Origin of the sequence: Pseudoxanthomonas sp. F11 (assembly GCF_037046485.1) — a bacterium.
Taxonomy (GTDB): Bacteria; Pseudomonadota; Gammaproteobacteria; order Xanthomonadales; family Xanthomonadaceae; genus Pseudoxanthomonas_A.
The window spans coordinates 238367-258663 of the sequence record NZ_JBANLZ010000004.1 but is presented as its reverse complement, the minus strand read 5'-3'; the positions used below and the strand labels follow the sequence as shown (position 1 = coordinate 258663).

General features: G+C 69.3%; 19 protein-coding genes. 17 read left to right on the top strand and 2 right to left on the bottom strand.

What is annotated here, in order from left to right; all coding sequences use genetic code 11:
* The first annotated feature begins 2 nt into the window (after window positions 1–2).
* From V8246_RS14040 to V8246_RS14010, 7 genes are all read left to right on the top strand, one after another.
* Window positions 3–839: a LytTR family DNA-binding domain-containing protein gene (locus tag V8246_RS14040; protein ID WP_336189753.1), complete on the top strand. Its 837-nt coding sequence runs from the start codon at window positions 3–5 to the stop codon at window positions 837–839.
* A 325-nt stretch (window positions 840–1164) separates the two neighbouring features.
* The gene (locus V8246_RS14035) at window positions 1165–4257 is read left to right on the top strand and encodes an efflux RND transporter permease subunit (protein ID WP_336189752.1); all 3093 of its coding nucleotides are present in this window, start codon (window positions 1165–1167) and stop codon (window positions 4255–4257) included.
* A 20-nt stretch (window positions 4258–4277) separates the two neighbouring features.
* Window positions 4278–5369 carry an efflux RND transporter periplasmic adaptor subunit gene (locus tag V8246_RS14030; RefSeq protein ID WP_336189751.1) on the top strand — a complete coding sequence of 364 codons (1092 nt, stop codon included), beginning with the start codon at window positions 4278–4280 and terminating at the stop codon, window positions 5367–5369.
* An 87-nt stretch (window positions 5370–5456) separates the two neighbouring features.
* Window positions 5457–7331, top strand: coding sequence for an ABC transporter ATP-binding protein (locus V8246_RS14025; protein WP_336189750.1), 1875 nt, complete (start codon window positions 5457–5459; stop codon window positions 7329–7331).
* Window positions 7332–7355: 24 nt separating this feature from the next.
* Window positions 7356–8561 (top strand): PQQ-dependent sugar dehydrogenase, encoded by a 1206-nt coding sequence (locus V8246_RS14020; protein ID WP_336189749.1) that lies wholly within the window; start codon window positions 7356–7358, stop codon window positions 8559–8561.
* Entirely contained in the window at window positions 8558–8956 is a 399-nt protein-coding gene (locus V8246_RS14015) for a hypothetical protein (protein WP_336189748.1), read from the top strand. Before V8246_RS14020 ends, V8246_RS14015 begins: the two co-directional genes overlap by 4 nt.
* Window positions 8953–9399: a PaaI family thioesterase gene (locus tag V8246_RS14010; protein ID WP_336189746.1), complete on the top strand. Its 447-nt coding sequence runs from the start codon at window positions 8953–8955 to the stop codon at window positions 9397–9399. The genes V8246_RS14015 and V8246_RS14010 overlap by 4 nt, the downstream gene beginning before the upstream one ends.
* 881 nt (window positions 9400–10280) lie before the next feature.
* On the opposite strand, the gene V8246_RS14005 is transcribed toward V8246_RS14010, so the two are convergent.
* Together V8246_RS14005 and V8246_RS14000 are read right to left on the bottom strand one after the other, a co-directional pair.
* Window positions 10281–11078 carry an amidohydrolase gene (locus V8246_RS14005; RefSeq protein ID WP_336189745.1) on the bottom strand — a complete coding sequence of 266 codons (798 nt, stop codon included), beginning with the start codon at window positions 11076–11078 and terminating at the stop codon, window positions 10281–10283.
* A gap of 150 nt (window positions 11079–11228) precedes the next feature.
* On the bottom strand, window positions 11229–12380 hold the full coding sequence (locus tag V8246_RS14000) for a pyridoxal phosphate-dependent aminotransferase (protein WP_336189743.1): 1152 nt from the start codon (window positions 12378–12380) through the stop codon (window positions 11229–11231).
* Between the two features lie 70 nt (window positions 12381–12450).
* Here V8246_RS14000 and V8246_RS13995 point away from each other — a divergent pair, with 70 nt between their 5' ends.
* From V8246_RS13995 to V8246_RS13950, 10 genes are all read left to right on the top strand, one after another.
* Window positions 12451–12957, top strand: a complete 507-nt coding sequence (locus V8246_RS13995) for a DUF3293 domain-containing protein (protein WP_336189742.1) — start codon at window positions 12451–12453, stop codon at window positions 12955–12957.
* A gap of 121 nt (window positions 12958–13078) precedes the next feature.
* Window positions 13079–13723, top strand: coding sequence for a heme ABC exporter ATP-binding protein CcmA (gene ccmA, locus V8246_RS13990; RefSeq protein WP_336189741.1), 645 nt, complete (start codon window positions 13079–13081; stop codon window positions 13721–13723).
* A complete protein-coding gene (gene ccmB / locus V8246_RS13985; RefSeq protein WP_162108468.1) occupies window positions 13720–14406 on the top strand; it encodes a heme exporter protein CcmB in 687 nt (228 codons plus the stop codon). Before ccmA ends, ccmB begins: the two co-directional genes overlap by 4 nt.
* 15 nt (window positions 14407–14421) lie before the next feature.
* A complete protein-coding gene (ccmC, locus tag V8246_RS13980) occupies window positions 14422–15180 on the top strand; it encodes a heme ABC transporter permease CcmC (RefSeq protein WP_336189740.1) in 759 nt (252 codons plus the stop codon).
* Window positions 15177–15344 (top strand): heme exporter protein CcmD, encoded by a 168-nt coding sequence (gene ccmD, locus V8246_RS13975; RefSeq protein ID WP_162108470.1) that lies wholly within the window; start codon window positions 15177–15179, stop codon window positions 15342–15344. Before ccmC ends, ccmD begins: the two co-directional genes overlap by 4 nt.
* A 4-nt stretch (window positions 15345–15348) precedes the next feature.
* Window positions 15349–15813, top strand: a complete 465-nt coding sequence (gene ccmE / locus V8246_RS13970) for a cytochrome c maturation protein CcmE (protein WP_298153876.1) — start codon at window positions 15349–15351, stop codon at window positions 15811–15813.
* A 285-nt stretch (window positions 15814–16098) separates the two neighbouring features.
* Entirely contained in the window at window positions 16099–18039 is a 1941-nt protein-coding gene (locus tag V8246_RS13965) for a heme lyase CcmF/NrfE family subunit (RefSeq protein WP_336189738.1), read from the top strand.
* A complete protein-coding gene (locus V8246_RS13960) occupies window positions 18036–18632 on the top strand; it encodes a DsbE family thiol:disulfide interchange protein (protein ID WP_336189737.1) in 597 nt (198 codons plus the stop codon). Before V8246_RS13965 ends, V8246_RS13960 begins: the two co-directional genes overlap by 4 nt.
* Entirely contained in the window at window positions 18629–19087 is a 459-nt protein-coding gene (locus V8246_RS13955) for a cytochrome c-type biogenesis protein (RefSeq protein WP_185896482.1), read from the top strand. The genes V8246_RS13960 and V8246_RS13955 overlap by 4 nt, the downstream gene beginning before the upstream one ends.
* Window positions 19087–20097: a tetratricopeptide repeat protein gene (locus V8246_RS13950; RefSeq protein WP_336189735.1), complete on the top strand. Its 1011-nt coding sequence runs from the start codon at window positions 19087–19089 to the stop codon at window positions 20095–20097. The genes V8246_RS13955 and V8246_RS13950 overlap by 1 nt, the downstream gene beginning before the upstream one ends.
* Window positions 20098–20297 lie beyond the last annotated feature (200 nt).

The window sequence follows — 20297 nt, the reverse complement described above, 5'->3', positions numbered from 1 at the left end:
GCATGGATGCCGCCGTTTCCGCACCGTTGCGCGCCATCGTCGTGGACGATGAGCCGCTGGCCCGCCGCGGCCTGGAGATCCGGCTTGCCGCCCATGCCGACGTGCAGATCGTGGGCTACTACGGCGACGGCGCGTCGGCCATCGGCGGGCTGCGCGCACATCGCCCGGATCTGATGTTCCTGGACGTGCAGATGCCGGGCATGGACGGCTTCCAGACGCTGCGTGCGATTCCGGCCAACGAGATGCCGCTGGTGGTGTTCGTCACCGCCTACGACCACTACGCGATCCGCGCATTCGAAGCCTCGGCCACCGATTACCTGCTGAAACCGGTGGAGGACTCCCGCCTGGCGCAGGCGCTGGCACGGGTGCGCCAGGCCCGCGCCCAGCGCGAGGCCAGCGGCCATTGCGCGCATCTGCTCGGCCTGCTGGGCGAACTCAGCGGTCGGCCACCGCTGGACCTGGACGAAGCGCTGAAGCCCGATGCGCTCGACCTGCTGCGCCGCGAGGAGAAGCTCGCCGTGCGCGACGGTGGTCGCACCGTGCGCGTGGACCTGCACAGCATCCGCTGGATCGACGCGGCCGGCGACTACATGTGCATCCACACCGACGGCGACGGGCCGAATGGCAATACCCTGGTCCTGCGCGCCACCATGCGCGAGCTCGAGAAGCAGCTGGACCCGCAGCGCTTCCCGCGTATCCACCGCTCCACCATCGTCAACGCGCGCCGCGTGGTGGAGATGCGACCGCACACCAACGGCGAGAGCTTCCTGCGCCTGGACTGCGGCCAGGAACTGAAGCTGTCGCGCAGCCATCGCGACAAGCTGGCGGTGTTGCTGTAGGCGGGGTCATCCGTTGTAGGAGCGACGTCAGTCGCGACCGCACGTCCCGCATTCCGTCGAACCTCACGCCCAAGGCAGATTCGCGCCCACGTCTGCTCCCGTGTCGCGCGCTTCATCCTTCCCCTGATATTCACCGCGTACGGTCGCGACTCACGTCGCTCCTACAAGGACGCTCCTTGCAGGCAACATCCATTTCCCACCTTCGCTTCAACGCACCTGATCCACCACTCGCCGCAACGGGACTCACCGCATGACTTCCGGGCCATAACGCCGCTTGCTACTGCGCGCATCGTGCGCACCGCCGACCACCACGCGGACCTGCACGATGAAACTCACCGAGGCCTCCCTGCGCAATCCGGCCGCCGTCGCGGTCGTCGTGGCCATGGTCTGCGCATTCGGCCTGATGAGCCTGGGCAAGCTGCCGCTGCAGCTGTTCCCCGACATCGAACGTCCGCAGATGTCCATCCAGACCGGCTGGCGCGCCGCCTCGCCGCAGGAGATGGAGTCGGAGATCGTCGAGCCGATCGAGACCGTGATGCAGGGCCTGCCCGGGCTGGAGGAGATGGCCTCCAACGTCAATGCCGGCAACAGCTTCATCAACCTGACCTTCGCCGTCGGCAGCGACATGGACGCGATGCTGGTGGAAGTGCTGTCGCGGATGAACCGCCTGCAGCCGCTGCCGCGCGACGCCACGCCGCCGGTCGTGCAGGCCGGCGCCGACAACGCCAACAACTCGCTGACCTACTTCTTCGTGCAGAAGCTGCCCGGCACGCGCGGCGACATCCTCGACTACCGGCAGTTCATCGAGGACCGCATCGTGCCGCGATTGACCTCGGTCGACGGCGTGGCCGGCGTGGACATCAATGGTGGCGCAGCGGAGGAGCTGACCATCACCCTGGACCTGGCGCGCGCGGCGGCGCTCGGTATCCAGATCCCGGAAGTCGCGGCCGTGGCCGCGCGCGCCACCGACGTGTCCGGCGGCGTGGTCGAGGCCGGCCGCCGCGAGTACGTGCTGCGCTTCGCAGGGCGCTACTCACCCGAAGCGTTGGGCGAGCTGATCCTGGCCTGGCGCGACGGCCGGCCGGTGCGCCTGGCCGATGTCGCCACCGTCCAGGTCAAACGGCCCGAACAGCGCTTCTTCGCCTACCAGAACGGCAATCCCGCCATCGGCCTGCGCATCCTGCGCGAGAGTGGCGCCAACGTGCTGGACACGCTGGACGAGGTCAAGCGTGTCGTCGCCGACGTGCGCGAACAGGAACTGAAGCCGCTGGGCCTGGACATCGCCCAGAGTTTCGACGCCTCGGTCTTCATCAACCGTGCGCTCGGCCTGTTGTCCGGCAGTCTCACCGTCGGCGTGCTGCTCGCCGTTGGCTGCCTGTGGTGGTTCCTGCGCGACGTGCGCGCCACCGCGCTGATCGCCTGCGCCATTCCCATCTCGCTGCTGGCCACCTTCATCGTGCTGCAGCTGACCGGCCGCAGCCTCAACGTCATCTCGCTGGCCGGCCTCGCGTTCGCGGTGGGCATGGTGATGGATGCCGCGGTGGTGGTGGCCGAGAACATCGTGCGCCTGCGCGAACAGGGTCTGCCGGCGGCGCGCGCTGCGCTGGAGGGCACGCGCCAGGTCGGCGGCGCGCTGGTCGCCTCCACGCTGACGACGGTGGCGGTGTTCCTGCCGGTGATCTTCATGGAGGACGTCGAAGGCCAGCTCTTCGCCGATCTCGCCCTGACCATTTCCATCGCGGTGGGCATCTCGCTGCTGATCGCCGTCACCGTGTTGCCCGCGGCAGCCGGCAGTTGGCTGCGCACGCGCCCCTGCGAGGAGCGCCAGTACCGGTTCTGGTCGCGCCTCAGCGACTGGGCACTGAAGACCACCGAAGGCCGCACGCGCCAGCTCGGCTGGGTCGGCGCGCTTGTCCTCGCACCCGTCCTGCTCGCGGCCGTGCTGATGCCGCAGATCGACTATCTGCCGCCGGTGAAGCGCGCGGCCGTCGACGCCTTCTTCAACTTCCCGCCCGGCATGAGCCCAGAGCGGGTGAACCGCGAGATCGCCCCGATCCTGCTGGAGCGCATGCGCCCCTACATGGACGGCGAGAAAGGTCCGCAGCTGAGCAACTGGTACCTCAACCTGTGGCCGGGCGGCGGCACGCTGGGCGCGCGCGTGGTGGACCCGGACGACATCGGCGAACTCGAGCGCATCGTCCGCGACCAGATCGTGGTCGGTTTCCCGGATACGCGCGCCTTCGCCAGCGAGGGCGAGCTGTTCGGCAGCTTCGGCGGCTCTGCACGCGCCATCGCCATCCACCTGCAGCACAGCGACGGCGATGCGCTGGCGCGTGCGGCGGAGACAGGACGCAAGGCGCTGTCGGACCGTTTCGCCGGCGCCAACGTGCAGGCCTGGCCCAGTGCCGATGGGGGCACGCCGGAGCTGCGCGTCAATCCCGACGACCGCCGCCTGGCCGAGGCGGGCTGGCGGCGCCCCGAGCTGGGCACCGTGGTCCGCACGCTGGGCGACGGCCAATGGCTGGGCGAACACTTCGACGGCGATCGGCGCCTGCCGATCATCCTGCGCAGCAACGGCGAGGACGACATCGCGCGCCTGGGCGCTGCGCCGCTGGCCACGCCGCAGGGCGGCGTACTGAGCCTGGCCGAGCTGGCGCAGGTGGACACGGTGCTGGCGCCCAACCAACTGCGCCGCATCGACCGTCGCCGCACCGTCACCCTCACCGTCGATCCGCCGGCGGCGATGTCGCTGGAAGAAGCGCTCGACATTGTCAACGACGAGATCGTGCCCGGCCTGCGCGACGCGCTGCCGCCCGACGCCGCGATCCGCATCTCCGGCAGCGCCGACCGGCTGGGCGAAGTGGTGCGCAGCATGGGCCTCAATTTCGTGATGGCGCTGGTCGTGCTGTTCATGCTGATGGCCGCGATGTTCCGCTCGCTGCGCGACAGCGCCTTCGTGATGGCCACACTGCCGATGGCGGTGCTGGGCGGCGTGGCGGGCCTGCGCGTGCTCGACCTCGCCGCCGGGCAGACGCTGGACCTGCTGTCGATGATCGGCTTCATCATGCTGCTGGGCATGGTGATCAACAACGCCATCCTGCTGGTCGCGCAGACGCGCGAAGCGCAGGCCGAAGGCGCCTCGCTCGACCATGCGCTGAAGCAGGCCCTGGAACAGCGCCTGCGTCCGATCCTGATCGCCGCGCTCACCGGCGTGCTGGGCGCGCTGCCGATGGCGATCAATCCCGGCCCCGGCGCGGTGATCTACCGCGGGCTGGCCGCGGTGTCGGTCGGCGGCGTCGCGCTGAGCCTGCTGTTCACCGTGGTGCTGGTGCCTGCGTTGCTGCGCCTGGCGGCTCCCCGCGTCCCCCACGTCGCCGCCTCGTCGATGCACCGCGCACTGCCACCCCACGTTGCCTGACCACTGCTCCGGAGAACGACATGCCCCTGCTGCACAAATCCCTCATCGCCCTCGCGCTGGCCGGCATCCTCGCCCTGCCCCTGCTCCGCCTGGATGCCGATGCCAGTGCACCCGCCGCCGAGGCACAGCCCGCCATGGTCAGCGTCGCCCCGGCGGTGCGTACCGACTTCGCGCCACGCCACTGGGCGCCCGGCAGCATCATCAGCCGTCGGGACGCGCGCGTGGCCAGCGAACTGGAAGGGCGCGTGCTGCAGGTCGCCGAAGTCGGTCAGCACGTACGCGCCGGACAGGCGCTGGCGGTGCTGGACGACACGGCGCTGCGCCTGCGCGAACGCGAGAGCGAGGCGGAACTGGCCCGCATCCAGGCCCAGCTGGACCTCGCGGTACGGCAGGAACAACGCTACGCACAGCTGGCGGCCCAGCAGAACATCGCGCGCTCCCAGTACGAGCAGCTGCGGGCCGAACGCGACATGCTGGCGCAGGACCAGGCCCGCGCGCGGGCCCAGCTGGCCCAGATCCGGCACCAGCGCACGCAGATGGTGGTGCGCGCCCCCTTCGACGGCATCGTGGCCGAGCGCCACACCCAACGAGGCGAGTACCTGGTGACCGGCGCATCGGTGGCGCGGCTGGTGGACACGGCAGCACCCGAGGTGCGCGTGCGCGCGCCGGTGGAACTGGCGCGCCATTTGGACCAGGGCACGACGGTACGCGTACGCAGCGCCGGTGGCGAGCGCGACTACCCCGTCAGTGCGCTGGTACCCGTGGGCGATGAAGCCTCACGACAGCTGGAACTGCGCATCGCCCTGCACGACGTGCAGGCACCGGTAGGCACGGCCGTGGATGTGGGCCTGCCCAGCGCGGAGCCCCGCAGCGTCGTGGCCGTACCGCGCGATGCGGTGATCCTGCGCCGCGAGGGCGACTTCGTGTTGCGCGTGGACCCTGCCGGGAAGGCCGAACGGCTGGCGGTGAAGACCGGCGCCACTGTGGACGATCTGGTCGAAGTCAGTGGCGACGTACGCGCCGGCGACCGCTTGATCGTGCGCGGCGGCGAACGTGTCGAGCCGGGGCAGGCTGTGTCCGTGCAAGCGCTGGCGGGCCTCGCACTGCGCTGAGGACGGCCGTCGCGGTGGCGGCGGGCCGGGAATCGGTGACGGCACGCGTTCACTGACGACAACCGGGATAGCAGGCACAATCCCCGCATGGCGTCCCCTTCCTCGCACGCGCCCCCCCGGCGCGCCGGCCAACCCAACCTGCGCGAGCGCTTCGATGCGATGCGCAACCTGGCGCCGTTCCTGCGCCAGATCTGGCAGACCAGCCGTACGTTGACCCTCGCCAGCCTGGGCCTGCGCGTGGTGCGCGCGCTCATGCCGGTGGCCACGCTGTACATCGGCAAGCTGATCATCGACGAAGCCATCCGCCTGGTCGGCCTGGGGCTGGACTTCGGTTCGCTGGGCGATGCCTGGCGCAGCGGGCAGCTCGACACGCTGCTGGGCCTGTTGGCGCTGGAGTTCGCCCTGGCGATCGTGTCGGACCTGCTCGGCCGGCTGGTGAGCTACGCCGATGCCCTGCTGTCGGAGCTGTTCACCAACGCCACCAGCATCCGCCTGATGGAACATGCGGCGCAGCTGGACCTGGAGGACTTCGAGGACCCCGACCTGCAGGACAAGCTGGACCGCGCGCGCCGGCAGACGATGGGACGCATGAACCTGATGAGCCAGCTGTTCGGCCAGGTACAGGACGCCATCACCGTGGTCAGCTTCGCTGCCGGCCTGCTGGTGTATGCGCCCTGGCTGATCGCGCTGCTGGCGCTGGCGCTGGTGCCGGCCTTCATCGGCGAGGCCCATTTCAATGCGCTGGGCTATTCGCTGAATTTCCAGTGGACGCCCGAACGCCGCCAGCTGGAGTACCTGCGCCAGATGGGCGCCAGCGTGGAAACGGCCAAGGAGGTGAAGATCTTCAACCTCCACCGGTTCCTGATCGACCGCTACCGCACGCTGGCCGAGAAGTTCTTCCTCGCCAACCGCGCGCTGGCCCGGCGACGCGCCTTCTGGGGCGCGCTGCTGGCGGCGCTGGGCACGCTGGGTTACTACGTGGCGTACGGCTACATCGCCTGGCGAACCGTACGCGGCGACTTCAGCATCGGCGACCTGACCTTCCTGGCCGGCAGCTTCCTGCGCCTGCGCCAGTTGCTCGAAGGCCTGCTGATCGGCTTCTCCCAGGTGGCCGGGCAGGCGCTGTACCTGGACGACCTGTTCTCGTTCTTCGAGATCGAACCGGAGATCGCCTCGCCTGCCGATCCGATCGCCGTCCCGCGACCGATCACCCGCGGCTTCGTGTTCGAGAACGTCGGCTTCCGCTATCCCGATGCCGAACGCTGGGCCGTGCGGCACCTGGACTTCGAACTGCGTGCCGGCGAGGTGCTGGCGCTGGTCGGCGAAAACGGCGCCGGCAAGACCACGCTGGTGAAGCTGCTGGCCCGCCTGTACGACCCGGACGAAGGCCGCATCCTGCTGGATGGCCGCGACCTGCGCGAGTACGACATCGACGACCTGCGCGCCAACATCGGGGTGATCTTCCAGGACTTCGTGCGCTACCACCTGACCGCCGGCGAGAACATCGGCGTCGGCCGCATCGAGGCCATGCGCGACCAGGACCGCATCCGCGCCGCCGCCGCGCGCGCCATGGCCGACGAGGTCATCGAAAGCCTGCCGCGCGGCTACGACCAGCTGATCGGCCGCCGCTTCAAGGACAGCGTGGACCTCTCCGGCGGCCAATGGCAGAAGATCGCCATCGCCCGCGCCTACATGCGCGATGCCCAGGTGATGATCCTGGACGAACCCACCGCTGCGCTGGATGCGCGCGCGGAATTCGAGGTCTTCCAACGCTTCAAGGAATTGTCGGACAATCGGACCGCCGTGCTGATCTCGCACCGCTTCTCGAGCGTGCGCATGGCCGACCGCATCCTGGTGCTCGACGAGGGCCGCCTGGAAGCGAGCGGCACGCACGAGCAGCTCATGGCCCAGGGTGGCCGTTATGCCGAACTGTTCGAACTGCAGGCCGCCGGCTACCGCTGACTTTCCCCCACAGGAGACACGACGTTGCGCCACGTTCCCCATCGATTCGCCACCGCTCTCCTCCTCGCGCTGCCGCTGGCCGCGTGCAACTCTTCCGCCAAGAGCGACGCCGAAGCCAAGGCGCCCGCGGCGGCACAGGCCGCGCCCGCCAGCCAGCCGGCGCAGACGCTGACCAGCGCCAAGGGGCAGATCCGCGTCACCCAGGTGGCCAGCGGCCTGGCTCATCCGTGGTCGCTGGCGTTCCTGCCCGACGGCAGCATGCTGGTCACCGAACGCAGCGGCGCGCTGCGTCGTGTCGGCACCGACGGCGCCGTATCCGCACCCATCCGCGGCGTGCCGAAGGTGTTCGCCACCGGCCAGGGCGGCCTGCTCGACGTGGTCCTGGCCCCGGATTTCGCCACCACGCAGCGCATCTACCTCAGCTACGCCGAGCCTGGCGAGGACGGCACCGCCGGCACCGCGGTCGCCTACGGCACGCTGGCCGGCGACGCGCTCACCGACGTCAAGGTCATCTACCGCCAGGAACCGAAGGTCGACGGCCCCAACCACTTCGGCTCGCGCCTGGTCTTCGACGGCAAGGGCCATCTGTTCATCAGCCAGGGCGAGCGCAACAAGCGTGCGATGTCGCAGGAACTCGACAAGCTGCAGGGCAAGCTGGTGCGCCTGAACCTCGACGGCAGCGTGCCGCAGGACAACCCCTTCGTCGGCAAGGCCGGCGCGCGTCCGGAGATCTGGAGTTACGGCCACCGCAACATGCAGGGCATGGCGCTGGACCCGCGCACCGGCACGCTGTGGCAGAGCGAGCACGGTCCGCGCGGCGGCGACGAGATCAACCTGCCCCAGGCCGGAAAGAACTATGGCTGGCCCGTCATCACCCACGGCATCAACTACTCCGGCCAGCCCATCCCCGAAGCCGAGGGCAAGGCGAAGGATGGCATGGAACAGCCTTTCCACGTGTGGGAGAAGTCGCCGGGCGTATCGGGCATGGCGTTCTACACCGGACGCCCCGAAAGTCCCTGGAACGACAGCCTGTTCCTGGGCTCGCTGGCCGAACGCAACCTGATCCGCCTGACCCTGCAGGGCGACACCGTGCTCGGCGAGGAGCGCCTGCTCAACGAGATCGGCGAGCGCGTCCGCGACGTGCGCGTGGGTCCGGACGGCAACGTCTACGTGGTCACCGATGAGGAAGACGGCAAGCTCCTGCGGATCGAACCGCCGAAGGCGCCATGACCATGCGCCTGCCCATCGCTACCTTCACCGTGCTCATGCTCGCGACGGCCACCGCGCTTTCCGCCCACGCGCAGTCGACGATGGACTATGCACAGGCCAAGCAGCGCGCCGACGCGGACGAAGCGTCGCTGCATGTCCTGACCTCGCGGGCGATGCGCGACGCCCAGGCTCGCGTGCTGGACGACGCCATCGCCCGCTGCGCCGCGCCGGACGCCGACACCTCGCCGTTCGTGGTGGTGGCGGAGCTGGATGCTGCCGGCCAGGTGGTGCGCACGTGGCGCGAAGGTGGCACGGTGCTGGCCGCCTGCGTACAGGCGCAGATCGCCGGCAGGACGCTGCCCGCCCCGCCGCGTGCGCCGTTTCTCACCTCGTTCGAACTGAGCTTCACGCCATGAGCGACGGCACCGATATCAACGCCCTGCTGCGGGCGCGCCTGCCGGCGGGTGTACCACTGCAGATCCCGCCGCCCTGCCTGACCGACATGCAGGGCGAACCGGTCGCGTACGTGGAAGGCGAATCGCTGGCGATGCGGTTCCCGGTGCTGGCGCGCTACCAGAACCCGATCGGGCACATGCAGGGCGGTTTCATCGTGGCGGCGCTGGACAATACGCTGGGCCCGTTCTCGTACCTGATCGCGCCGCCCAGCGTGACGACCTCGCTCAACACGCAGTACCTGCGCCCGGTGACGCCGGAAATGCCGCACATCATCTGTCATGCGCGCTTGGTCGAACGCACGCGCACGCAGTTGTTCCTCGCCGGCGAGGTCCGCGACGACGCCGGTCGGGTGCTGGTGATGTGCCAGGCGGTGTGCCAGATCCTGCCGCAGAAGGCGGGATGAGCACTCCTGAGCCCCTCTCCCTGCGGCGACCGAAGGAAGTCCCTGTGGGAGAGAGGGGTTGGGGTGAGGGGCAACGAAGACGATACCCCTGATGTCCCGCGATTCGACAACAATCGCCGCGAGCGCGATATGCACGCGCGACCATAAGCCTGTTGGCCTCATGAGTTTGCTGGGAAATAGTCGTGGGTTTAGGCATGGTGCCGCTCGCCGCAGGGGTCTCCTTTCTTTGCTTGCGCAAAGAAAAGTAGGCAAAAGAAACACACCCCGACGGTCCGCCCGCCGCTGCGCGGCGGGTGCGCAGTCCCGGCGGGAATTTTCGGACGGGGCATCCTGCCCCGGCCGAAAACGACGCACATCCTTGTGCGCCGCCCCTGCGGGGTTTGACCCACCGGGACTGCCGGACCTAAGGGGTCCCAAGAGCCGCGCCTGACAGATCGAAACTCGCGACGAGCTTTTGACTTTGCCTTTGCTCCCGCTCCCGGGTCCCCATGAGGCACGGCGAGCGGGCCAGGTAAAACCCGAAGGGCGCCGCCCTGGATGGGCGGCGTTTTCGTATGGCACATGGATGTGCCTTACGAAAATTCCTGGCCCGCTCGCGGACCCGGAGCGAAGCGCAGGGCGTGCCGCCTGGGGTGTGCTTTCTTTGGTTACTTTCTTTGCACAAGCAAAGAAAGTGACGCCTCGCGGCGAGCGCGCCATCTATGCGAGAAGAGAAAAGCCATCCCGCAAAGCCACGAAACCAGTGCCATCGCGGATGTGGCTCAAGGCAGACGCCCAGAGGGATACGGACTTCGTTGCCCCTCACCCCAACCCCTCTCTCCCACAGGGACTTCCTTCGGTCGCCGCAGGGAGAGGGGCTTCGACCCGCGGAGACGTTGCGCTCAGCGCAACTCGAACCGATCCGCATCCAGCATCGCCGGAAACTTCTCCCGATGCGCCGCCAACGCCGCCGCCGAGATCGTCGACGTCGCCACCCCCTCGCCCGCCGGCAACTCCACCACCGGCTGCCCCAGGAAATCGATCACCGCACTGTCGCCGCTGTAGACGTGCCCATTGCCATCCGTGCCCGCGCGATTCACCGCCGCCACGTAGCACAGGTTCTCGATCGCCCGCGCCCGCAGCAGCGTCTTCCATGCATACGCGCGCGGCGCCGGCCAGTTCGCGACGAACAGCTGCAGGTCGAAATCGAGTTGCCCCGCACGCTCCACGTCGTAGCGGTTGCGCGCGAACACCGGGAAGCGCAGGTCGTAGCAGACCAGCGGATTGATCCGCCATCCCCTCCACTCCAGCGTCAACCGGTTGCGTCCCGCGGCATAGCGCTTGTGCTCGTTGGCGTAACGGAACAGATGGCGCTTGTCGTAGTGCTGCAGCCCGCCATCGGGCGTGGCGAACAGCAGGCGGTTGAACACGCCTTCGTCCGTACGCAGCTGCACGCTGCCGGTCACCGCCGCGCCGAGCGTTGCCGCCTGTTCGCGGATCCATGCCATCGTGGCACCGTCCATGCCCTCGGCCTGGTCGATGGCCTCGTTGCTGAAGCCGCTGGTGAACGTCTCCGGCAGGATCACCAGATCGGTCTGCCCGGCCAGCGGCGCGATCAGGCCACCGTAGTAGTCACGGTTGCCGGCTGGGTCGTGCCAGCGGGTTTCGCCCTGGACGAGGGAAATGCGGAGGTCTTGCATGGGTTCTGTCTCCAGGCCGCCATCAGCATGACGACGATGGCAATGGTTCAAACGTCATCCCAGCGCAAGCCGGGATCCATGTGCTTTTGCGCGTTCCAACGAACAACGAAGCAAAAGCCCCATGGGTCCCAGCCTACGCTGGGACGACGATCAGAGTGTCTTCAACCGCGCGATCGCCGCATCCAGCGTCGCCTCGTTCTTGGCGAAACACAGCCGTGCCAGTCGCTGGCCGGCCGGCGGCGTTTCGTAGAACGGCGACAGCGGGATCGCGGTGACGCCGTGCTCGACGGTCAGCCACTTCACGAACTCGGCATCGGGCAGGTCGCTGACGGCGGAATAGTCGACCAGCTGGAAATAGCCGCCCGGCACCGGCAGCGGCTTGAACTTCGTGCCCAGCAGCTGTTCGCGGAAGCGGTCGCGCTTGGCCTGGTAGAACGCGCCGAGCTGTTCGTAATGTTCCGGCTCCTGCCGGATCATCGCGGCGAACGCGTGCTGCGCCGGTGCGAACGTGCAGAACACGTTGTACTGGTGCACCTTGCGGAACTCCGCGCTCAGTGCCGGCGGCGCGATGGCGTAGCCGATCTTCCAGCCGGTGCAGTGGTAGGTCTTGCCGAAGCTGGAGACCACGAAGGCGCGCGCAGCCAGTTCGGGATAACGCAGGATCGATTCATGGCGACGGCCGTCGAACACGATGTGCTCGTACACCTCGTCGGAAATCAGGTAGATGCCGGTGCCCTCCAGCAGCGCGGCCAGCGCGCGGATGTCGGCCTCGTCGAACATCGCGCCGGAAGGGTTGTGCGGGCTGTTGACGATCAGCAGGCGCGTCTTCGGCGTGACAGCCGCGCGCACGCGGTCCCAGTCCACCGCGAAGGTCCGCGGATCCAGCGGCACATGCACGGCGCGCGCACCGGCCAGGTCGATGGCCGGCTCGTAGCTGTCGTAGGCCGGGTCCAGCACGATGACTTCTTCGCCCGGGCGCACCACCGCGTGGATCGCGTTGAACAGCGCCTCGGTGGCGCCGCTGGTCACGGTGATCTCGGTGTCCGGGTCTACCGGGCGTCCATAGCAGCGCAGCACCTTCTCGGCGATGGCCTGGCGCAGCGGCGCCACGCCCGTCATCGGCGCGTACTGGTTGTGGCCGGCGCGCATCGCGCGATCCAGTTCGTCCACCAGCCGCTGCGGTACCGCGAAATCCGGGAAGCCTTGCCCCAGGTTGACCGCGCCGTGCTCGGCGGCGAGCTGCGACATCACGGTGAAGATGGTGGTGCCCACCTTGGGCAGCTTGGTCTGCGGCTGGAACATCCCGGTTCAGGTACTCGGCGGAGGGGAGCACGGAGTGTACGCGCTCGGCGTGACGCGCGATGATGCGGCCATGGCCGAACACAGCGTTCCTGCCGACGGCGCCGCGAACGGGGACGCGCCCGAATCCGAGCGCGCACGACTGGCCGCCGCGTGGGCCGCGGCGCACTACTTCGTCACCCTCGGCCGCAGGGAATGGCTGTTCTGCACGGGCCTGACCGCACCGGACATCGAACGCCAGGTCATGGCAGACCGCTATCTGTTCATCACCGCCTGGAATCCGCCGCCGGGCGAAACCCCGCGCGCCGACAACGATGCCGCCCAGGCCCGGCTGGAGGCGCGCGTGCGGGCGCTGGGACTGGCGCTGCATCCGGCACTGGGCTGTGACCACCGCGGCGGCATGGTCGAGTACGGTTGTCTGGTCCTGGACGCCACGCTGGCGCAGGCCGACGCCCTGGCACGGGAGTTCGGCCAGGGCGGCACGCTCTGCTGGAGCACGGGCCAACCCGTCCGTCTGCGGATGATGTGGCCCCGCCCGGCCGAGGCCGGCGACGACCCGTACACCGACTGGGTGGGCTGACGGGGCGACATGGCCGGGGGCGCGACCGTCTGTCGCAGGCAGCCGGGCCGGCGGCTCCGTTTAGAATGGGTGGCTGAGCCTTCAGGACACCCCAGCCTCCCCTCCGGGAACGCCCGATCCGATGACCGACGCCGCTCCCCCCCACCCGCCGTTGCTGGCCGCCCGTGGCCTGACGTTCTCGCGCAACGACGAGCCGGTGTTCGGGCCGCTGGAGTTCGCCGTGGACGCGGGCGAGGCCCTGCTGGTGCAGGGCGGCAACGGCGTGGGCAAGACCACGCTGCTGCGGGTGCTGGCCGGGCTGCTGCGCGCCGATGCCGGCCAGATCGATATCGACGGACAACCCGCCGGCCCGTCCCGGCGGGCGCATGCGATGGCCTATCTGGGCCACCTGCCCGCACTGAAGGCCGACCTGAGCGCGCTGGAGAACCTCCATTTCCTGTGCGGCCTGCATGGCCGCCGCGCCCGCCAGATGCCCGGCAACGCGCTGGCCATGGTCGGCCTGGCCGGCTACGAGGACGCGCTGGCGCGGCAGCTCTCCGCCGGGCAGAAGAAGCGCCTCTCGCTGGCCCGCCTGTGGCTGTCGCCTTCGCCGCTGTGGCTGCTGGACGAGCCCTACGCCAACCTGGACCTGGACGGCATCACCCTGGTGAACCGGATGATTTCCGCGCACCTGCGCGAGGGCGGTGCCGCGCTGGTCACCACCCATGGCGCGTATGCGGCCCCGCCGGTGCAGACGCGGATGCTGCTGCTGGAGCGCCCCGCATGAACCCGGCGCCTTCGCTCTTCCAGACCGCCCGTGCGCTGATCGTGCGCGACGTGCAGTTGCTGTGGCGCCGTCGCGGCGATGCGCTGCAGCCCGCGCTGTTCGCGCTGCTGGTGGTGGTCCTGTTCGCGCTGGGCCTGGGCACGTCGCCGCAGGCGCTGTCGAAGGTCGCGCCCGCCGTGCTGTGGGTCGCCGTGCTGCTGGCCGGCCTGCTGTCGCTGGACACCCTGTTCCGCGGCGATGCCGAGGACGGCTCGCTGGAGCAGTGGATCCTGGCTCCGGTGCCGCTGGCCTGGCTGGTGCTGGTGCGCGTGCTGATCCACTGGGCCACCACCGCCCTGCCGCTGGTGCTGGCCGCGCCGCTGCTGGGCGAGATGCTGCACTTGCCGCGCAGCGAGCTGCCGATGCTGCTGGCCACGCTGGCGCTGGGCACGCCGCTGCTGAGTCTGCTGGGCGCGGTCGTGGCCGCCCTGACGGTCGGCATGAGGCGCTCTGGTATCCTTGTGGCCCTGCTGGCACTGCCGCTTTACGTACCCGTGCTGGTGTTCGGCGCGGGCGCCGTGGCCGCCAGCGCACAAGGGCTGGATGCCTCCGGCGCCCTCCTCTGGCTGGCCGCCGGCCTGCTGCTGTCGCTGCTGCTCGCCCCGCTGGCCGCCGCTGCGGCGATCCGCATCGCCCTGACCTGAAGACCGACGCTGCGCATGAATCCCCTCGTCCGCTGGTTCCACCAACTCGGTTCGCCCCCCTACTTCGACCGCTTCGCGGCGCGCTGGACCCCGTGGTGCTATCTGGCCGCCATCGTGCTGCTGGGCGCGGGCCTGTGGCAGGCGCTGTTCGTGGTCCCGGCCGACTACCAGCAGGGCGACAGCTTCCGCATCCTCTACATCCACGTGCCCAGCGCGTGGATGAGCATGTTCGTGTTCGGCCTGATGGCGTTCTACGCCGCCATCGCGCTGGTCTGGCGGATCAAGCTGTGCGAAATCCTGGCCATGGCCTGCGCGCCCACCGGCGCCGCGTTCACCGTCATCACCCTGGCCACCGGCAGCATCTGGGGCAAGCCCATGTGGGGCACCTGGTGGGACTGGGACCCGCGCCTGACCACCGAGTTGCTGCTGCTGTTCCTGTACCTGGGCGTGATGGGCCTGTACGGCGCCATCGACGACCGCCGCAACGCCGCGCGCGCGGCCGGCCTGCTGGCCATCGTCGGCGTGGCGCTGCTGCCGGTGATCCGCTACTCGGTGGTGTGGTGGAACTCGCTGCACCAGGGCCAGACCATCCGCGTGTTCGGCGAGTCCAGCATGGACAGCAGCATGACGCTTCCGCTGGTACTGATGGTGATCGCGACGAAGTTCTGGTTCGCCGGCTCGCTGCTGGCGCGTGCGCGCGCCGACAACCTGCGCCGCGAGGCCGGCAAGGACTGGGTGGCGAAGCTCGCCGCCGCCAAGGGAGCCGCACCGTGACCTATCTGGAATACGTCATCGGCGCCTACGCCGTGTTCGCCCTGGTGCTGGCGTGGGATTTCCTCGCCCCGCGCCTGCAGGTGCGCCGCGAACTGCGCGCCGCCCGCCTGCGCGCCGCGCGCGAGACCCGCCGCCACGCCGCCCCCGCCGACCTGGAACGCTGACCGCATGAATCCCGTCCGTCGCCGCCGCCTGCTGTTCGTGCTGCTGGCCCTGCTGGTCGCCGGTGCCGCCACCGCCCTGATCGCGATGGCCCTGCAGCGCAACGTGGCCTACCTCTACACGCCGGCCGAAGTGCTGCGCGGCGATGCCAGCGAGCGCGCCCGCTTCCGCCTGGGCGGCATGGTCGAGAAAGGGTCGTTCAAGCGCGAGAACGGCTCGCTGGTCTCGCACTTCCGCGTCACCGACGGCGATGCGCAGCTGACGGTGCGCTACGACAAGATCCTGCCGGACCTGTTCCGCGAGGGCCAGGCCGTGGTCGCCACCGGCGCCATGCAGGACGGCGTGTTCGTAGCCGAAGACGTGCTGGCCAAGCACGACGAGACCTACATGCCCAAGGAAGTCGCCGACAAGATGGGCAAGGCGCACCAGAAGCACGACGTGCAGGCCGCACCTGCCGGGGCGCCGAATTGATCTTCGCACCTGCCGGCCATTCCCTTCTCCCCGCGAGCGGGGGGAAGTTGCCCGGAGGGCGGATGAGGGGCGCTTTTGCTTTCAGGCGCCACCGTCGGACGTCCCGTCCGCGCATCCGGATGTACGCGGACCGTCCGGAACCCCGCCACTCCGCTCGCCCCTCACCCGCCTTCGGCACCCACCCCGGCCGGGCGCAGCGCGCCCGGCGTTCAAACGATCTGCGCGGCATGCCGCGCAAGCAGATCGTTCTCACCCCCGTCCGCAGGGCGAGGGAATGGATGACTGATGCTCCCTGAACTCGGACAAATCGCGCTGATCCTCGCGCTGCTCGTCGCCGCCCTGCAGGCGCTGCTGCCGCTGGCCGGGGCGCATCGCAACAAGGCCACCTGGATGGACGTCGCACGTCCGGCCGCCTACGCGCAGCTGTGGCTGGTGATGCTGGCCTTCATCGCGCTGACGGTCGCGTTCGTGCAGCAGGACTTCTCGGTGAAGTACGTCGCCGACAATTCCAACTCGCTGCTGCCGATGGTCTACCGCTACACCGCGGTGTGGGGCTCGCACGAGGGTTCGCTGCTGCTGTGGGCGCTGGTGCTGGCGATCTGGACCGGCGCGGTGGCGCTGTTCTCGCGCGGGCTGCCGGACGTGGTGATGGCGCGGGTACTGGGCGTGATGGGCGTGGTGGCGGTGGGCTTCCTCGCCTTCCTGATCTTCACCTCCAATCCCTTCATCCGCCTGCTGCCCTCGCCGGGCGAAGGCCGCGATCTCAACCCGCTGCTGCAGGACCCGGGGATGATCATCCATCCGCCGCTGCTGTACGTGGGCTACGTGGGCTTCGTGGTGCCGTTCGCGTTCGCCATCGCCGCCCTGCTCGATGGCCGCGTGGATGCGCGCTGGCTGCGCTGGACGCGGCCGTGGACCAACATCGCCTGGGGCTTCCTGACCCTGGGCATCGCGTTGGGCAGCTGGTGGGCGTACTACGAACTGGGCTGGGGCGGCTGGTGGTTCTGGGACCCGGTGGAGAACGCCAGCTTCATGCCCTGGCTGGTGGGCGCGGCGCTGATCCACTCGCAGGCCGTCACCGAGAAGCGCGGCGCGTTCCGCGGCTGGACGCTGCTGCTGGCCATCGCGGCATTCTCGCTGTCGCTGCTGGGCACGTTCCTGGTGCGCTCGGGGGTGATCACCAGCGTGCACGCCTTCGCCGCCGACCCCAGCCGCGGCGTCTTCATCCTGGTCTTCCTGGGCATCGTGATCGGCAGCTCGCTGCTGTTGTATGCCTGGCGCGCGCCGCAGCTGGCCGACGACGCCTCGGAGAAATCGTACTTCGCCGCCAGCTCGCGCGAGACGCTGCTGCTGGCCAACAACCTGCTGCTGGCCGCAGCCTGCGCGATGGTGCTGCTGGGTACGCTGTATCCGTTGATCGCGGATGCGCTGGACCTGGGCAAGATCTCGGTCGGTCCGCCCTATTTCAGCCTGCTGTTCATCGTGCTGATGGCGCCGCTGGTGGCGCTGGTGCCGTTCGGGCCGCTCACCAAGTGGCAGCGCGACAAGGCCTCACGACTGGGCGCGATGCTGCTGCCGTGGCTGCTGCTGTCGATCGTGCTGGCCGTCGTCGCCTACTTCATGGCGCCACAGGGCAAGCTCAAGGCCGCGGCCGGCATCCTCGGCGCGGCGTGGGTCGGCCTGGGCACCGTGCGCTTCGTCTGGTCGCGCCTGCGCGCCAAAGGGCGTTTCACCCCCGAGATGGTGGGCATGACGCTGGCGCACACCGGCATCGCCGTGTTCCTGGTCGGTGCGCTGCTGGTGGAAGCGCTGAACGTGCAGCGCGAACTGGCGGTGAAACCGGGCCAGACCGTCGAGGTCGGCCGCTGGGGATTCCACTTCCAGGGCGTGGATGAAACGCAGGGCCCGAACTACCTGTCCGACCGCGGCCACGTGCAGGTCCTGCGCGACGGCCGGCCGGTGACGCTGCTGCATCCGGAGAAGCGCGCCTACGCCAGCGGCGGCCAGGTGATGACCGAGGCCGGCATCCGGCCCGGCGTGCTCGGCGATGTCTACGTGGCGCTGGGCGAGCCGCTCGGCGATGGCGCCTGGGCGCTGCGCGTGCACATCAAACCCTTCGTCCGCTGGATCTGGCTGGGCGCCGCGCTGATGGCGCTGGGCGGCTTCGTCACCGCCGCCGACCGCCGGTTCCGCAATCACCGCAAGTCCGAGGCGACCCCCGCATGAACAACGCGTCCGAACTCCCGCCATCACCGCCGCGCTCGCGGGGCGCGCTGACCTTCGCGCTGATCATCATCGGGCTGTTCTTCATCGGCCTGATGGGCCTGCTGTACTACGGCGTGAAGCAATCCGACCGCGCCGGCCGCGACGCGCTGCCCTCGCCGCTGATCGGCAAGCCGGCTCCGGCCTTCGACCTGCCGCTGCTGCACGAGCCGAACAAGCGCGTGACCAACGCCGACCTGGCCGGCCAGCCCTACGTGATGAACGTGTGGGGCAGCTGGTGCCCGGAATGCCGCGTCGAACATCCGGTCCTCACGCAGTTCGCGCTGACCAAGCGCGTGCGCTTCATCGGCTACAACCTGAAGGACGAACGCCCTGATGCCCTGCGCTGGCTGGAGCAGTTCGGCAATCCGTACATGATGGTGCTCGCCGACGTGGAAGGCCGCACCGCCATCGACTGGGGCATCTACGGCGCGCCGGAAACCTTCCTCGTCGACGGCAACGGCGTGATCCGCTGGAAGCACGTCGGCGCCATCGACCAGGCCATCATCGACCACCAGTTGATTCCCACGCTCGAGAAGATCGAAGCCGGCCGATGAGTACTTCTCCCGTCCTGCTGCTGCGCGCCTTGCTGCTGGCCCTGCTGGTTGCCGTCGCCGCGCCCGTCTTCGCCCAGGCCAGCGACCCCACCCCGCTGCAGTTCAACGACGCGGCCGAAGAAGCCCGCTTCCACAAGCTCACCGCCGAACTGCGCTGCGTAATGTGCCAGAACCAGTCGCTGGCCGATTCCAACGCGCAGATCGCCCACGACCTGCGCCGCGAAGTGCTGGACCTGATGCGCCAGGGCAAGGACGACGCGCAGGTGAAGCAGTTCCTGGTGGACCGTTACGGCGAGTTCGTGCTGTACAAGCCCGACGTGGCGCCCGGCACCTACATCCTCTGGTTCGGCCCGCTGTTGCTGCTGCTGGCCGGCGGCGTGTGGGTCGGGCGCATCGTGGCGCGCCGCGCGAAACAGCCGGGCCCCGCCACCGACGACAACGACCAGGAGTGGTGATGACCCCCTTCGTGATCCTCGCCATCGTGCTGTCCGTGGCCGTGCTGCTGGCGGTGCTGTGGCCGCTGTGGCGCGATGCGCGCGGGCTGGTGCTGGCCGGCGTGGCGACGCTGGGCGTGGCCACCTTCGCGCTGTACCGCGTGGTCGGCACGCCCGCCGCGCTGGAACCGCAGGCCGCCGCGGCCATGCCGACCACGCTGGAAGAGGCCATCGGCCAGCTCGAAGCCGAGCTGAAGAAGAAGCCGAACGAACCCGAAGGCTGGCGCCTGCTGGGCAAGTCCTACGCCGCACTGCAGCGCTACGCCGATGCGCAGAAGGCCTTCGAGCGCGCCGTGCAGCTGATGCCCGACGACGCCGACCTGCTGGTGGAAGCCGCGCAGGCGCGCCTGTTCAACAACGCCGAGCGCAAGCTCGATGCGCAGGCCCGGGAGATGCTGGACAAGGCCATCGCGATCAATCCCGACCATCAACGCGCGCGCTGGTTCGTGGGCCTGGCACAGCGGCAGGAAGGCCGGCACGCCGAGGCCGCGAAGACCTGGGAGCCCCTGTTGGCCAAGGTCGATCCCAACACCGCCGCCACCCTGCGCACGCAGATCAACGAAGCCCGCGCCGAAGCCGGCCTGCCGCCGCTGGCCAATGCCGCGCCCGTCGCCGACGCATCGCCCGCGCTGCTGACGGTTACCGTCGACCTCGCTCCCGCGCTGAAGGAAAAGCTGGCGCCGGATGACACGCTGTTCGTGTTCGCGCGCCAGGTGGGGGGTCCCCCCATGCCGGTCGCGGCCAAGCGCCTGCCGGTGTCTGCGTTCCCCGTCACCGTGCCGCTGGGCGACGGCGACAGCCCCATGCCCACGCTGAAGCTCTCGCAGCTGCCACAGGTGCAACTGGTCGCCCGCATCGCCAAGGGCAACGGCCCCGCCGCGCAGTCCGGCGACCTAGAAGCCGCCGCGGTCACCGCCGACGTGAAGGCCGGCAATCGCTACATGCTGACGATCGATCGCGTGGTGCCGTAAGGCCGGACGCGGCGGACGTTACACATCCGCATCTGTCGTACACATCCGCATTTCCTGTAGGAGCGCCCCATGGGCGCGATGCTTCTCAAGGCGGCTGCCGTGCGGCTCAAAAGCATCGCGCCCATGGGGCGCTCCTACACGGGCATTTTTATACGTGGGCGTTGCTGAAATGGCATCGCCCCGCCGCATTGCCTACACTG

Bases quoted from the DNA above. Each gene is read 5' to 3' on its own strand.
- ccmB (WP_162108468.1), top strand. From the start codon at position 13,720: ATGAACCCGGCGCCTTCGCTCTTCCAGACCGCCCGTGCGCTGATCGTG.
- V8246_RS13950 (WP_336189735.1), top strand. From the start codon at position 19,087: ATGACCCCCTTCGTGATCCTCGCCATCGTGCTGTCCGTGGCCGTGCTG.
- V8246_RS14030 (WP_336189751.1), top strand. From the start codon at position 4,278: ATGCCCCTGCTGCACAAATCCCTCATCGCCCTCGCGCTGGCCGGCATC.
- V8246_RS13960 (WP_336189737.1), top strand. From the start codon at position 18,036: ATGAACAACGCGTCCGAACTCCCGCCATCACCGCCGCGCTCGCGGGGC.
- ccmC (WP_336189740.1), top strand. From the start codon at position 14,422: ATGAATCCCCTCGTCCGCTGGTTCCACCAACTCGGTTCGCCCCCCTAC.
- V8246_RS14000 (WP_336189743.1), bottom strand. From the start codon at position 12,380: ATGTTCCAGCCGCAGACCAAGCTGCCCAAGGTGGGCACCACCATCTTC.
- V8246_RS13965 (WP_336189738.1), top strand. From the start codon at position 16,099: ATGCTCCCTGAACTCGGACAAATCGCGCTGATCCTCGCGCTGCTCGTC.
- V8246_RS13995 (WP_336189742.1), top strand. From the start codon at position 12,451: ATGGCCGAACACAGCGTTCCTGCCGACGGCGCCGCGAACGGGGACGCG.
- V8246_RS14035 (WP_336189752.1), top strand. From the start codon at position 1,165: ATGAAACTCACCGAGGCCTCCCTGCGCAATCCGGCCGCCGTCGCGGTC.
- V8246_RS14025 (WP_336189750.1), top strand. From the start codon at position 5,457: ATGGCGTCCCCTTCCTCGCACGCGCCCCCCCGGCGCGCCGGCCAACCC.
- V8246_RS14010 (WP_336189746.1), top strand. From the start codon at position 8,953: ATGAGCGACGGCACCGATATCAACGCCCTGCTGCGGGCGCGCCTGCCG.
- ccmA (WP_336189741.1), top strand. From the start codon at position 13,079: ATGACCGACGCCGCTCCCCCCCACCCGCCGTTGCTGGCCGCCCGTGGC.
- V8246_RS14040 (WP_336189753.1), top strand. From the start codon at position 3: ATGGATGCCGCCGTTTCCGCACCGTTGCGCGCCATCGTCGTGGACGAT.
- V8246_RS14005 (WP_336189745.1), bottom strand. From the start codon at position 11,078: ATGCAAGACCTCCGCATTTCCCTCGTCCAGGGCGAAACCCGCTGGCAC.
- V8246_RS14015 (WP_336189748.1), top strand. From the start codon at position 8,558: ATGACCATGCGCCTGCCCATCGCTACCTTCACCGTGCTCATGCTCGCG.
- V8246_RS13955 (WP_185896482.1), top strand. From the start codon at position 18,629: ATGAGTACTTCTCCCGTCCTGCTGCTGCGCGCCTTGCTGCTGGCCCTG.
- ccmE (WP_298153876.1), top strand. From the start codon at position 15,349: ATGAATCCCGTCCGTCGCCGCCGCCTGCTGTTCGTGCTGCTGGCCCTG.